At 47.5% G+C, this 12,976-nt stretch carries 15 protein-coding genes and 3 pseudogenes; 17 read left to right on the plus strand and 1 reads right to left on the minus strand.

The window, feature by feature from the left end; all coding sequences use genetic code 11:
* The first annotated feature begins 15 nt into the window (after positions 1-15).
* The 13 genes and pseudogenes from D5281_RS13880 (at position 16) to D5281_RS13945 (ending at position 10,165) form a co-directional block, all read left to right on the plus strand.
* Complete coding sequence (locus D5281_RS13880) at positions 16-507, plus strand: PcfB family protein (RefSeq protein WP_004070654.1); 492 nt, start codon at positions 16-18, stop codon at positions 505-507.
* Positions 504-1,523: pseudogene (locus D5281_RS13885) on the plus strand (type IV secretory system conjugative DNA transfer family protein); the annotation flags it as partial. The gene D5281_RS13880 and the pseudogene D5281_RS13885, both read left to right, overlap by 4 nt.
* Before the next feature lie 92 nt (positions 1,524-1,615).
* Positions 1,616-3,487 carry a recombinase family protein gene (locus tag D5281_RS13890; RefSeq protein ID WP_408637281.1) on the plus strand — a complete coding sequence of 624 codons (1,872 nt, stop codon included), beginning with the start codon at positions 1,616-1,618 and terminating at the stop codon, positions 3,485-3,487.
* Between the two features lie 220 nt (positions 3,488-3,707).
* Positions 3,708-4,316, plus strand: a complete 609-nt coding sequence (locus D5281_RS13895) for a transposon-transfer assisting family protein (RefSeq protein ID WP_160560742.1) — start codon at positions 3,708-3,710, stop codon at positions 4,314-4,316.
* Positions 4,313-4,594 (plus strand): hypothetical protein, encoded by a 282-nt coding sequence (locus D5281_RS13900; RefSeq protein WP_120471962.1) that lies wholly within the window; start codon positions 4,313-4,315, stop codon positions 4,592-4,594. The genes D5281_RS13895 and D5281_RS13900 overlap by 4 nt, the downstream gene beginning before the upstream one ends.
* A gap of 89 nt (positions 4,595-4,683) precedes the next feature.
* Positions 4,684-5,013 carry a hypothetical protein gene (locus tag D5281_RS13905; RefSeq protein WP_120471963.1) on the plus strand — a complete coding sequence of 110 codons (330 nt, stop codon included), beginning with the start codon at positions 4,684-4,686 and terminating at the stop codon, positions 5,011-5,013.
* A gap of 57 nt (positions 5,014-5,070) precedes the next feature.
* Positions 5,071-5,448 (plus strand): SdpI family protein, encoded by a 378-nt coding sequence (locus tag D5281_RS13910; protein ID WP_120471964.1) that lies wholly within the window; start codon positions 5,071-5,073, stop codon positions 5,446-5,448.
* 152 nt (positions 5,449-5,600) lie between these two features.
* Positions 5,601-5,942: a hypothetical protein gene (locus D5281_RS13915; protein WP_120471965.1), complete on the plus strand. Its 342-nt coding sequence runs from the start codon at positions 5,601-5,603 to the stop codon at positions 5,940-5,942.
* A gap of 306 nt (positions 5,943-6,248) precedes the next feature.
* Positions 6,249-7,823 carry a MobA/MobL family protein gene (locus D5281_RS13925; protein ID WP_160560743.1) on the plus strand — a complete coding sequence of 525 codons (1,575 nt, stop codon included), beginning with the start codon at positions 6,249-6,251 and terminating at the stop codon, positions 7,821-7,823.
* Between the two features lie 103 nt (positions 7,824-7,926).
* On the plus strand, positions 7,927-8,781 hold the full coding sequence (locus tag D5281_RS13930) for a hypothetical protein (protein WP_160560744.1): 855 nt from the start codon (positions 7,927-7,929) through the stop codon (positions 8,779-8,781).
* Positions 8,782-8,877: 96 nt separating this feature from the next.
* The gene (locus D5281_RS13935) at positions 8,878-9,078 is read left to right on the plus strand and encodes a transposon-encoded TnpW family protein (RefSeq protein WP_120471969.1); all 201 of its coding nucleotides are present in this window, start codon (positions 8,878-8,880) and stop codon (positions 9,076-9,078) included.
* 15 nt (positions 9,079-9,093) lie between these two features.
* Positions 9,094-9,684, plus strand: a pseudogene (locus tag D5281_RS13940) (VirD4-like conjugal transfer protein, CD1115 family); the annotation flags it as partial.
* Positions 9,685-9,781: 97 nt separating this feature from the next.
* Positions 9,782-10,165, plus strand: a complete 384-nt coding sequence (locus D5281_RS13945) for a TnpV protein (RefSeq protein ID WP_160560745.1) — start codon at positions 9,782-9,784, stop codon at positions 10,163-10,165.
* A 119-nt stretch (positions 10,166-10,284) separates the two neighbouring features.
* On the opposite strand, the gene D5281_RS13950 is transcribed toward D5281_RS13945, so the two are convergent.
* Entirely contained in the window at positions 10,285-11,142 is an 858-nt protein-coding gene (locus D5281_RS13950) for a helix-turn-helix domain-containing protein (RefSeq protein WP_120425529.1), read from the minus strand.
* 205 nt (positions 11,143-11,347) lie between these two features.
* Here D5281_RS13950 and D5281_RS13955 point away from each other — a divergent pair, with 205 nt between their 5' ends.
* The 4 genes and pseudogenes from D5281_RS13955 to D5281_RS13970 form a co-directional block, all read left to right on the plus strand.
* Positions 11,348-11,746, plus strand: a complete 399-nt coding sequence (locus tag D5281_RS13955; RefSeq protein ID WP_277935367.1) for a hypothetical protein — start codon at positions 11,348-11,350, stop codon at positions 11,744-11,746.
* Complete coding sequence (locus D5281_RS13960) at positions 11,730-12,035, plus strand: molecular chaperone (RefSeq protein ID WP_120412423.1); 306 nt, start codon at positions 11,730-11,732, stop codon at positions 12,033-12,035. Before D5281_RS13955 ends, D5281_RS13960 begins: the two co-directional genes overlap by 17 nt.
* Positions 11,983-12,531 carry a hypothetical protein gene (locus D5281_RS13965; protein ID WP_160560746.1) on the plus strand — a complete coding sequence of 183 codons (549 nt, stop codon included), beginning with the start codon at positions 11,983-11,985 and terminating at the stop codon, positions 12,529-12,531. Before D5281_RS13960 ends, D5281_RS13965 begins: the two co-directional genes overlap by 53 nt.
* A pseudogene (locus D5281_RS13970) lies at positions 12,528-12,976 on the plus strand (hypothetical protein); the annotation flags it as partial. The gene D5281_RS13965 and the pseudogene D5281_RS13970, both read left to right, overlap by 4 nt.

Below are 12,976 nucleotides of genomic sequence, written 5' to 3' on the forward strand. Positions count from 1 at the left end.
GGAGGCGAAACACCCATGCAGGACGAAGTGGAAAGCAAAACCCTGACGCTCATTGTCAGCGGCACAAAGTTCACCGGCAGGCTGTTCAAAGCGGCAATTATGAAGTATCTGGCGCACCTGAAAGAGCAAAAGATGCAGAAACAGCGGGAAAAGGGCGCGGAGGTCAAGCCCCAGGGAAAGCAGACGGTGAAGCAGCTCATCGGGCAGAACCAGGGCGTGTCCAATCTTGAGATCACAGACCCCTCCATCAAGGCGTTTGAACGGGTTGCCCGGAAGTACGGCGTGGATTACGCGGTAAAGAAGGACCGCAGCTGCTCCCCGCCCAAATACCTGGTCTTTTTCAAGGCCCGCGACGCGGACGCGCTGACCTCGGCATTTACCGAGTACACCCAGAAGAAGGTCCGCAAGGCGTCCCGCCCGTCTGTGCTGGCGAAGCTGAACCAGTTCAAGGAACTGGTGAAAAACGCGGTGGTGGACCGCACAAAGCGAAAGGAGCTGGAACGATGAAAAAGCCCCTGAACATCAAGAAGCTCGTTTTGCTGAACCTGCCCTATATCCTGATGGGGCTGTTCGCCACTAACTTCGGGGAGGCGTGGCGGATGGCCCAGGGCGCGGACGCATCGGAAAAGGCGCTGTCGCTAATCTCCGTCCTTCCGGCGGCGCTTGGAAGTTTCTGGCCCAGCTTTCACCCGCTGGACCTGCTGGTCGGGCTGTGCTGCGGCGCGGCGCTCCGGCTGGCTGTTTACCTGAAAGGCAAAAACGCCAAGAAGTACCGCCCGAATATCGAGTACGGTTCCGCGAGATGGGGAAATTCCCAGGACATCGCCCCTTATGTCGATCCGGTATTCCAGAACAATGTGATCCTTACCCAGACGGAACGCCTTACCATGAGCAGCCGCCCCAAGGACCCCAAGACCGCCCGCAACAAAAATGTGCTGGTCATCGGCGGTTCCGGCTCCGGCAAGACCCGCTTCTGGCTCAAGCCCAACCTGATGCAGCTCCATAGCTCGTATGTGGTTACTGATCCGAAAGGCACAATCCTGGTCGAATGTGGAAAGCTGCTCCAACGGGGCGCGCCGAAGCTGGATAAGGACGGAAAGCCCATGAAGGACAAGAACGGCAAAACCATCTATGAACCGTACCGGATCAAGGTGCTGAATACCATCAACTTCAAAAAATCCATGAAATACAATCCTTTCGCCTATATCCACAGCGAAAAGGACATCTTGAAGCTGGTGACAACCTTAATCGCCAACACCAAGGGCGAGGGGAAAGCCAGTGACGATTTCTGGGTCAAAGCGGAAACGCTGCTGTACTGCGCCCTGATTGGATATATCCACTACGAGGCCCCGGTGGAGGAGCAGAACTTCTCCACCCTGATTGAGTTTATTAACGCGATGGAGGTCCGGGAGGACGATGAGGAATACAAAAACCCTGTTGACCTGATGTTTGACGCGCTGGAATCCGAGAAGCCCAACCATTTTGCGGTGCGGCAGTACAAAAAATATAAGCTGGCGGCGGGAGTTATAAAATATAAAAGACTTCTTAATCAAAATAAATACAAAACAGCCACAGCATAGCATTTATGCGGACACTGGCGGAAAGGAGGGAATTGATTATGAGTCACGATTTAACAGCACTATACGAGAGGTTGAGCCATGATGACGAGTTACAGGGCGAGAGCAACAGCATATCCAACCAAAAAGCAATGTTGGAGGATTATGCGGAAAAGAACGGTTTTACGGGCATACGCCATTTTACCGACGACGGAATATCGGGCACGACCTTTGAACGTGAGGGGCTTCAAGCCATGCTTGCAGAGGTAGAAAAAGGCAATATCGGAACTATCATTGTGAAAGACATGAGCCGATTGGGAAGAAATTATGTGCAAATGGGAATGTTGCGGGAACAGCTACGCAGGGCAAATGTAAGACTGATTGCGGTCAACGAGGGCGTTGACACAGGTTCGGGATTTGATGATGATTTCCTTCCGTTCCGTGACGTAATCAACGAATACTATGCAAAGGACATTAGCAAAAAAATCAAGTCTACCTTTAAGGCAAAGGGCGAGAGCGGAAAACACGTTGCGAGCAGTCCGCCATACGGTTATCTGAAAGACAGTGACGATAAAAACCAATGGGTAATTGATGAAGTGGCTGCGCCCATTGTCAGGCGGATATTCCGAATGACGCTTGAAGGTTATGGTCCGTTTCAGATTGCAAAACAGTTATCAGACGAGCATATTCCCGTTCCTGCTTACCACCAATCGCAGTTGGGCATTGGCTTGTGGCAGAGCAGGGAAATTAAAAACCCTTATAAGTGGGGAAGCTCCACCATAGCGCATATCTTACAGAAACATGAATATTTGGGGCACACGGTAAATTTCAAGACACGCAAGCATTTCAAGGACAAAAAGAGCCATTATGTGGACAAAGACCAGTGGTTAATCTTTGAAAATACCCATGCGCCGATTATTGACCAAGAAACCTTTGACAACGTACAGCGCATCAGAGGACAGGTAAGGCGTTACCCCGACGGTTGGGGCGAGGCGCACCCACTAACAGGCTTAATGTATTGCGCTGGTTGCGGCGGCAAGATGTACGTCCACAGAGTAAACAACGGTAAGCGTGTTCCCATGTATGTATGCGGGAATTATGCGAAACAGCCAGTCGGGACATTGTGCAAGTCGGCGCACCGTATCAAAGCGGAGCACGTCATGGAGATAGTTGCAAGAACGATTAGGGAAGTTGTTAAGTATGCCAATCTTGATAAAGAGCGTTTTGCGGAAGATATACAGTCGCATATCGAGGACAGGCAGACCGTAGATTTCAGCGAACAGAGAAAGCGAATGACCGTATGCGAAAAGCGCATCGGGGAACTGGAAATGCTGATTGCGAAGATTTATGAGGATAACGCATTGGGAAAACTGTCAGACAAACGCTACACCATGCTCTATAATCAATATGAAGGCGAGCAGGAACAGCTACAGGGCGAGTTGGACGGTTACAGAACGGAACAGGCACAGTATGAAAATGACCGCAAATCTGCCGCACGTTTTCTGAAACTGGTTGAGAGATACAGCAATGCAGAAGAAATGACAACACTCATGCTAAATGAGTTTGTGGAGAAAATCATTGTCCATGAACGTGACCGCAAAGGGAGCGCGGACACCACACAGAAGATAGAGATTTATTTTAACTTTATCGGGGAATACATACCGCCGACTATGGCGGAGAAAGAGCCGACACCCGAAGAACTGGAGGAAATGCGGAAGAAAGAGGCGAGAAAGGATAAGTTACATCAAAATTATCTGAAACGGAAAGCGAACGGGAAGCAGAAAGAATATGAGGAACGCACCAAAGCCAAGAAAAAGGCGCAGATTGACAGCCAAAAGGAGCAGATAAGAGCCGAGGACAGGGAGAAAGGCATATATTTCCACGCCGGAGTGCCGAACATACCAAGAGCAGGCAAACAGGCGGTAATGTAAAAACTGATTTTGGGGAAAAGGCTATGACAATGGTTGTAGTCTTTTTTTATGTAGTAATTACCATATGAAATGAACCCTTATTCCTACAAGTGGAGAAATAACCAACAACAATATTCCGCAAGCCAATCTTCCCACAATAAACAGAAGAATACTATATATCAGCACCGAAAACAACCAATCAATCATATCAATCAATCCATATCACAGGAGGGCAAAGACCATGAATAAAAAGCAGGAACAGCAGATTTTAGACTATTACAGCATTACCGACAAATATATCCATAGCAAGACACACTCCAATGCGCATCAGAGCGTATTTACCAAAGAAAGGGACAAATACCAGTGGCTTGTGTTGGAGCAGAAAAGCCAGTGTGAAGTCGAGGTAAGGCAGACCGACAGTCATGGAACAATCACAGCAAGGGATAATTACGAACTGACAAGAAATTTCCCTAAGTGCGTAGGCGTGGAGCGTTTATGTGAGGGCGCAAATATTCAGATACCTTTTAACGCTGATGAAATCAACTTAATCTATCAGTTTGGGGAGCAGAGCAAAGCGGAAACGTGCGCCAGTCTGTCCGCTATTCTTCCGCAGGTAAAGGACAGCGGTACAAAGCAGATAGTAACCGATACATTGAAAAAATTAAATGCCCTGTCAGAAGAAATGTGTGCGGAACTGACTGCCACCACCAAAAGACGGAAACTGACCGAGCGTGACCAGTCCATAAAGACAAGGTTAGCCAAAGCAAAGGAACAGGCGAAACAGCCGACAGTTGCAGAGAGAAAACAGCACAGAACCCACAGCAAAGGAAAGGGGGATATGGAACTATGAAACTTTCCCGATATGAGCAGGAAACGATTGTCAATTACAATGCAGGGGAGCAGACCGCCATCCTCTACACAAGGGATAAGGCAATCATGCGAAAACTTGACACGCTTGTTGCCGACTTTCCCGACAAATACAAGCAGACAGGGCAGGACGAAGTATCTAAGACCTATTCCTTGCCGAAGTCATACGTCAGCTACCGCAAGCCGAGGGCGGTCAGCACCGAACAGAGGGAACGGGCAAGGCAGATGATGATTGCAAAGAATAAGGCAAAGGGCGATTAAGCAAAATTTAATGGAATTGTGTGTACGGTTATGGTAAAATAAAAATATTAAGCAATTCAATAAATCGGAATTTACAAGGAGAATACAATATGGACGGAAGAATTATTGGATTTATAGTGTGGGCGTTATGTGGCTGTCTTATGATTGGTCTTGGAATTGGTGCTTTTTTCTCAAAGAAAGCAGTTGGTTTTTGGGCGAATATCAAGACTTTTCCAGTGAATGACATAAGGGGATACAATCGTGCAACTGGTAAATTATTTATTGCATATGGAGTCATTTTTATTGTATTAGGAGTACCTTTGCTTGGTGGTCAAAATACGCCATATATCTTATTATCTGTATTGGGAGTAATGATAGAAACAATAGCAATTATGGCAATTTATAATGTATCTATTACAAAGAAATACAGAGAGAAATAGAACAATTCCTGTTTGTAGAATTGGAAGAATCGGCATTTATGAAAGTGAGGGAAATATATGTGGTTTTGGTGGTTCATATTTGTTTGTGATTTACTTATTCCAGTTATAATGATTATTGCTGGTAATATGATGTGGAAACATGCTCCTAAAAAAATCAATGGAATAATTGGTTATCGAACAGCACGTTCTATGAAAAATATAGACACATGGAAATTTGCACAGGAGCATTGTGGCCGCTTATGGTGGAAAATTGGTTGGGTTATTTTGATGCCATCAGTTGTTATCCATTTTCCTTTTTATCATAGTTCAGAGAATATAATTGGAACAGTTGCGGCAATTCTATGTACAATACAATGTCTGATTTTAGTATTAGCTATTTTCCCAACAGAACAAGCCTTAAAAAGAACATTTACCGAAGAAGGAGTACGAAGATAATTTCCAGTTTTTCGGGAAAAATCAGGACAGAAAAATGATATGAAAACTGAATATTGTTTACCTTTAGGTAGCGATTATCTTAACAGACAATCAGCTACCTTTTTTATTTTCAGAACCTATCAACACAGCACAGAAAGAATGGGGTATCAGAAATGATTGAGAGCAAGAATGACACAAGCAAAAACTTAGAAAAAGCATTGCAGGCATTGAAACAGGCGCAACAGCGTGTAGCTAACGAAAAGAAAAAGCAGAACGAGAAGAAACGGAAAGCCGAGAACCACCACAAGTACATCATGGGCGGTATTATTGTGAAGTATTTCCCCGACTGTTACAGCTATGACGAGGGCGAGTTAAACCGTATCTTGTCGGTTGCCTTGCAGACAAAGGAATGTCAGCAGATTATATCTAAAATCAAAGCGGAAAACCGAGAAACCACTCCCCCACAATCCACTCTCCCCAATGCCGAAAATGAAAGCGAGGGTGGTACGGAATGATGAGGGAAACGGAACTGGAAAACCGAGGTAATGTATTCACCCTGTTTACAGGGTGCGCACAGATATACCACCAGAGGTGGTATGTGCGCTCTCCGAGGGGCAAGTTTCACTTGCATGGACTCCTGCGGAGGGCGTTGTCTGCCTTGCAGCAGCCAAAAGGGGAAACGACAATTCCCCTTCGCAAGCTGCGCTTGCTACCCTTTAGTGAACTTTGCGTTCAGACAAAAGCCAAAGTACGGCTTTTATCTGCCCACAAAGTCTATCCATGCGCCCCTCTACCCTATCGGCAGAATGTAGGTGTTGCGTATGGGTAATGTCACGAAACAGGCAAGCACACGTTTTTCCATAGTCAAGCGGAGCAAGGGGCAGTCAACGGTTGAGAAAGCGTCCTATATCAGCAGGAGTATTCTTGTCAGTGAATATGACGGACAGACATATCGACCAAAATACCATGAAGATTTAGTCCATAGCGAAATCACTCTCCCACCCAATGCGCCCAAAGAATATGCAGACCGAGCCATCTTATGGAACGCTGTTGAACTGTCAGAGAAAGGACAGAAATCACAGCTTGCGAGAATGTTGAAAGCGTCACTCCCCAACGAGTGGAGTTATGAACTTGCGGAGAAAGTCGTGAGGGATTATGTGCAGAGGAATTTTGTTGATAAAGGTATGTGCGCTGATTGGGCAATACATGACAGCGAGAACGACAAAGGACAGCGCAATCTCCATATCCATGTTCTACTCACTATGCGCCCCCTCGCTGAAAACGGGGAATGGGGAGCAAAACAAAAGAAGATTTATGACCTTGACAAAAACGGCGAGAAGATACCAGTGATTGATAAAAAGACAGGTCAGCAGAAAGTAGACAAGCGGAACAGGAAACAGTGGAAATGTCACACCGCCGACAGCACCGACTGGAACAGCAAAGAGAACGCCAAAATGTGGCGCAAGGATTTAGCCGACACAATCAATGCCACCAATGAGCAGTTGGGTATTGCGGTACATTGGGAACACCGTTCTTTTAAGGAACAGGGAATTGACAGAGAGCCGACTATCCATATCGGGGCGGTTGCCAACGCTTTAGAGCGCAAAGGCATACAGACCGAGAGGGGAAACATCAATCGGGAAATCATCAAGAACAATATGCTGTTAGAACAGGCGAAAGAAATGCTCATGCTTGCCAAGCAGGAACTTCACAGCGCCCAGTATGCCAAGATTAAGAGTACAGCGGTCAGCGTGAAGAATGAAGTCATGGAGATGATTGCAAAAGTGAGGGAGCGCAAAGGCAGATTAGACTTGCCGATTGTCAGCGGAAAGCATTTAAGAAAAATAGCTGACCGAACCGCCTTGCAGTCAGCCGACAATGCGGAGAAATTCATCACGGCAAGGAAGATAGACAGCTTTGAGAGCCTTGCGAAATTCACAGCGGATAGGGAACAGAAATACCAACAGTTGGAAACGGTACATCTTTCCAAGGGGCAGAAACTAAACCGATTAAAGGAACTGTCAAAAATGTATGCCCTCTTTGCGCCAATCCAAGCCACCTATAAGGAGAGCCAGTCACTCAAAGGACTTGCTAAGATGAAATACGATAGAGCGCATAAGGACAGCTTATCGAAGTATCCCGAATTAAAGGAGCGTATGCAGAGCCTTTTACAGAATGGCGAGAAGATAACGCCGAAACAGTGGAAAGCCGAGATACAGTCTTTGCAGTCCGAGTATGACAGTATCGGCAAAGAGCAGACCAAGACCGCCACAGAATTAGCTTATGCCGAGGTAATCGGCTATAACAAGAAGAACCTTGAGAGGGAGCTTCAAAATGAGAGCCGACAGCAGAACAGGCAACAGGGCAGAAGGAAACGAAGGGAGGAAGAAATTTAATGTGAATTTTATTGTAAAGACAGACGGTTTTTTGTATAATAGAGATACAGTAGGAGCAAGCTGTATTGTATCTTCTGCTGAATTGCAATAGCGAGGTGGTAAAATGGCACAAAACACGCCGAAGCGTAAAATAAAAGACAGCGTGTTCACAAATTTATTTCAGGACAAAAAATATCTGCTCCGACTGTATAAGGTACTTCACCCAGAGGACAGTAATGTAACAGAAGAAGATATAAAAGATGTTACTATCAAACACATACTGGTAGACGCAGACTATAATGACCTTGGATTTTCGGTTGGTGGCAGACTTGTCATTCTGGTTGAAAGTCAGTCAATATGGACATTGAATATTATAATACGTGCGCTGATGTATCTTATACAGACATATCACGATTTTTTCAAGCGCACCAAGCAAAATCTGTATGGCTCTAAAAAAGTGAATATGCCAAAACCTGAATTGTATGTGATATTTACGGGAGAAAAGCCGAAGAACCCACCCGACATCATATCGCTTTCAAAAGACTTTTTTGACGGTGAAAAGATAGCGGTAGACGCAGAGGTCAAAGTGCTTTATCAAGAGGACGAGGGCAACATAATCGGGCAGTATATTATTTTCTGCAAAGTATATAATGAGCAGAGAAAGAAATACGGGCAGACAAAGAAAGCGGTAACGGAAACAATCCGTATCTGTAAAAACCGAAACGTGTTAAAAGAATATCTTGAAAGTAAAGAACAGGAGGTTGTAGACATTATGATGACATTGTTTGATGATGAGCAGGTTTTGGAAGCATATGCAGAGGATATTAAAAACAATGAGGCAAGAAAAACAGCAAAAAGAAATGCGATTACTATGTTGGAAAAAGGACGAATTTCAGTAGAAGAAATACTAACTTTTTTCCCTGAGTTGACATCAGATGATGTAAAAGAAATTGAAAAAGAGGTTATGCAGTTAGTATAATCGACAAAACAATTTAATATCAAAATAACAGCGTAAAGGCGTATGGAACAGTAAATTGTAAACCATGCGTCTTTTTTTGCGCCCAAAAGGAGGAACATGAGCGACAACATTCAGACCAATACCACAGGGCGATTAACGCCCTGTTTACAAACCAAGATTGATAAGATGAGTTACTTAGTCGAAGTGCACTTCTCTGCTACAAGCACCCAAAGCGTAGAGGACAAGCTAAAGCGTGTCATTCTCCATGATTTAGAGCATGGAAAACAGGGAAAATCAAGAGAAAGTGATGAAAAATGATGAATACGTCCTTGACAAGTAGCAACAGGCAAAACCGCAAAATCTATACTGATTTCCTGCGGCGCGCGGCTGGCGGTATTCGATATTGCCGAGCTACGGGAGGTCACAGCCTATGATGAGCTGGAACTGGACACCCTGGGGGACAAAAAAACCGCCCTGTTCCTTATTATGAGCGATACCGATGACAGCTTTAACTTCCTGATTTCCATGTGCTACACCCAGCTGTTTAATCTGCTCTGTGAAAAAGCGGATGATGTGTACGGCGGCAGGCTCCCGGTCCATGTGCGCTGCCTGATTGACGAGTGCGCCAACATCGGGCAGATTCCAAAGCTGGAAAAGCTGGTAGCCACCATCCGAAGCCGGGAGATTTCCGCCTGTCTGGTATTGCAGGCGCAGTCCCAGCTGAAGGCCATCTACAAGGACAACGCCGACACCATCATCGGAAATATGGACACTTCCATCTTTCTGGGCGGCAAGGAACCCACCACCTTAAAGGAGTTAGCCGCCGCCCTGGGAAAAGAAACCATTGACACTTACAACACCGGGGAGAGCCGGGGGCGGGAAACCTCCCACTCTCTCAACTATCAGAAATTGGGGAAAGATATGCCATACTTGTTCGTGAAGAGTTCAGTTGCCTTATAAATTCGCATGAACAGGGACACGAACAACTGGATTCTGGAAAACTGAATACAGGAGGTCACTAATGAAAGAACTGCCAGAAAGAATCCATGACGATACCAACGGTCTTGACTACGTTCTTGTGGGTGATTATTACATTCCCGCCCTGCGGCTGACGGAGGAATCCCGCCCAATCGGGCATTGGGGGCGCAGGCGTAAAGCCTATCTGGAAGAAGCCCGCCCCGCCCTTTATTGCAGCCTGCTGTTGTCCGGGAAACTCTGGACGCACCTTGCCGACGTGGACGAGCAGGCACAGGAGCGGCTTGACCTTATCATGGAGCAGATGAAAGCCGCCGAGGGCGTGACGGAGGAACTGAAAGCCCGGAACCAGCTTGCGTGGGTGCAGCATATGAACAGCATACGCAGCCGGGCGGAAGAAATTATTTATGCGGAACTGGTCTATGCGTAATGCGGCTGGCTCCTGTCTGGAAAAAGTGGCTCTAAAGCCGGAAAATTGAACATGGGACACACGATATGGTAAAGAGGACTGCTAACCCGGATTTTGCGGGAATGGCAGCCCTTTTTGCGTTATTCTTTCGCTTTTTTCTTGCCAAACAGGGACAGCAGCTTTGATTTGCCACGCTGGCTTGCGGACACGGGCAGCAGTGGGGATTTTTTAAATACACGGGCAAGGGTGATGCGCTCATCTTCCGGAAGGCTCGTGTAATCTATGCCAAATACCCGGCAGATGGTAAACGCCCGTTTTTCGTCCGCCGTGCCTTTGTGCATGAGGGCGTCCAGCAGTATCACCGGAATGTTTCTGGCAAAATCCGCTGCGGGGGTTTCCGGCTCGGCAGTGGTCTTGTCGGATTCGTGCCGGGTGCGGAGGTCTTTTACAATCCGGTCAAGGTCATCATGGATAACATGGCTGAAAAACAGTTCCTCGCTGACCTGCCCTAATTCTAAAGTACGCATATAGAGGTCGTTTTCAGGGGGCTGCCGCTGTTCTATGACGGACTGCCTTGCTTTTTCCAGAACTAAGTTCATGTCATGGATACGCATATCCGCAATCCGGTCAATGCAGACTTCCATATCCGTCAGCAGGCGCAGGAATCCGGGATGGCAGACAAACTCACAGAGGAGCCGGTTGTTCAGTGCGCCGCTTTTTAACAAATCAACTGTGGAATCATTCAAGTGCAGCTCATGCAGGGCGGTGTTCGGGTGGTTCTTATTTTCGGTCAGCCCCATGAGGTAGTCCATGGAAAGACCGTAGTATTCCGCCAGCTTTGCAAGGTTGAACGGGCTTATATCCGTGCATTTGTCGGATTCATATTTTCCCAGCGTGGCTCTCGCTATGCCCGTTGCCTTTTCCAGTTCCGCAAGGGTCATGCGGCGGCTGGTTCTCTCGTCTTTCAATTTCTCCTGAAGCGTCAGTTTTATATACATTGCGCCCCTCCTCTCAAAACAGGGTTTGTGACCATTATAGCACAGGGCGTTTCCGAAAGCGTGGAAATTTTGGCTTTTCGGGAAATTTTCCAGCCTTTCGGACATACGGGGGAAGCCGGTTTATTTTGATAAGATTTCAGTGTCACAGGACATTGAAAACAGAATGACCGGCTGCAAGTGATACCGTTCCCGGAGAAGTAGTGCCATGACAGGAGCATACCAAAGGAACGGAAAACGCTGGGGTGATTCCGGGCAGGAACGGATTGCAGGCAAAACGGCAGGGAAACAAACTATCAATTATGGAGGAAGGAACATGAAGTTAAGCATTGAGGAAAAGAAGATTTTATATGCCTTTGGGTGCGGGAGCCATGAGAACACCGTCCGCAGGCTGAAATGGGTCACTGCCCTGACGGTGGATGAAAAGGTGAAACGCCGGGTGCTGTGCCTGGCAAGGAAGCTGGATGACGGCGGAGCCGGGGAATGGTATCCCTGTTTTTACCGCCATCTCCGTTTGGAAATGGAAAGTTATTTTGAAGCAAAGAAGTATATCCGCATGGTGGAAAAAAGCACAGACTGGGAGGGATTTTATGGGAAAGCCGTCTAAGTATGAAAAGGAAACTATCGTAAATTTCAACGAGGGTGAGAAGGAAGCCAGTATTTACACATTCAATGCGGACTTGAAGCGGCGGCTGGCGGAGTTCAGCAAAAAATATCCGCTCCTGTGCCGTTTGGAGAAGTCCACGCCGGAAGGGAGCGTGACCTATGTTCTGGATAAGTCCCGGCTGTCTATCCGGCTGGTTCCGCCTTACAGTGAGGAACGGCGGGCGGCGGCGAGGGCATATGCCAAAGAACACGGCTTCAAGTCCATGCCGGGCGGGAAGGATATTGCCTGATTTGGGGGCGTTTTACGGTCAAAACAACGGGTGCGGAGCCGGTATTTTCCCCGTGGTTCACGGTAGAGGTATCAGACATCAGGGAAGCCCCGGACGGCGGAAATGCCTGTTTTGGGCGTGTTTTTCCGGCTGTCATGGGGCATGGCTTGGGTTTCTGTGGGAAATCAGAACGAGCGCGGCGCGTTCTGATTTTCTGATACGGAAAAAGGGAGCCGTCTTTGACGTGGGCGGGCGCAGCGCACTCACGTTGGCGGCAACCTTTTATGCGGGGTACAGGGGCGCAGCAGCCCTGTTGGGGTCAAGGGGCAACGCCCATTGGCGGGTTAAGGGCGGCAGTCCTTATCGGGTCAAGGGTGAAACGCCTTGCCCAGCTAGAGTTGATGCCTGCGTCAACTCGTACTGGGTATTACCTGACGCAAGCCCCGCAGGTTCGGCAGCTCCGCAGCCCTCCCGCCAGCCGGGGAATCTTGAAAAAGGAAGGAGGATTTGGCATTGAAACTGACACGGCACAACGGACGCTCCGGCAAAAACGGCACGTACAACCCACGCCACAATGACCGCCGCTTTGACCTGAATAACAGCAGCCATATTGATTCGGAGCGGGCAAAGAAAAACATGTACTGGGACTGTTACCGGGGCTATACCACCGCCGGGAGCCGGGAGGATTCCTCCCAGCCGGATTTCAGCTTTGAGCAGATAGAGCGGGCTTATTACACGGAGCATTATTCGGATTACGTGAAAGCCCAGAACGCAAGGAATGAAAAGACCCGGCACACGGAGCGCAACCGCAGCGTGGGGGATTTGCTCACGAACAACAAGACCTGCCCGGAGGAAAGCATTTACCAGATTGGTGTTGCTGCCCATTTATTCTGGCTTCAAATAAATCTGATTGATTGTCACAGAATTAACCGATATAATGACATCAGCATAGAGAAAGAGAA

Source organism: Parablautia muri, from assembly GCF_009917485.1.
GTDB classification, from domain to species: Bacteria; Bacillota; Clostridia; order Lachnospirales; family Lachnospiraceae; genus Suilimivivens; species Suilimivivens muri.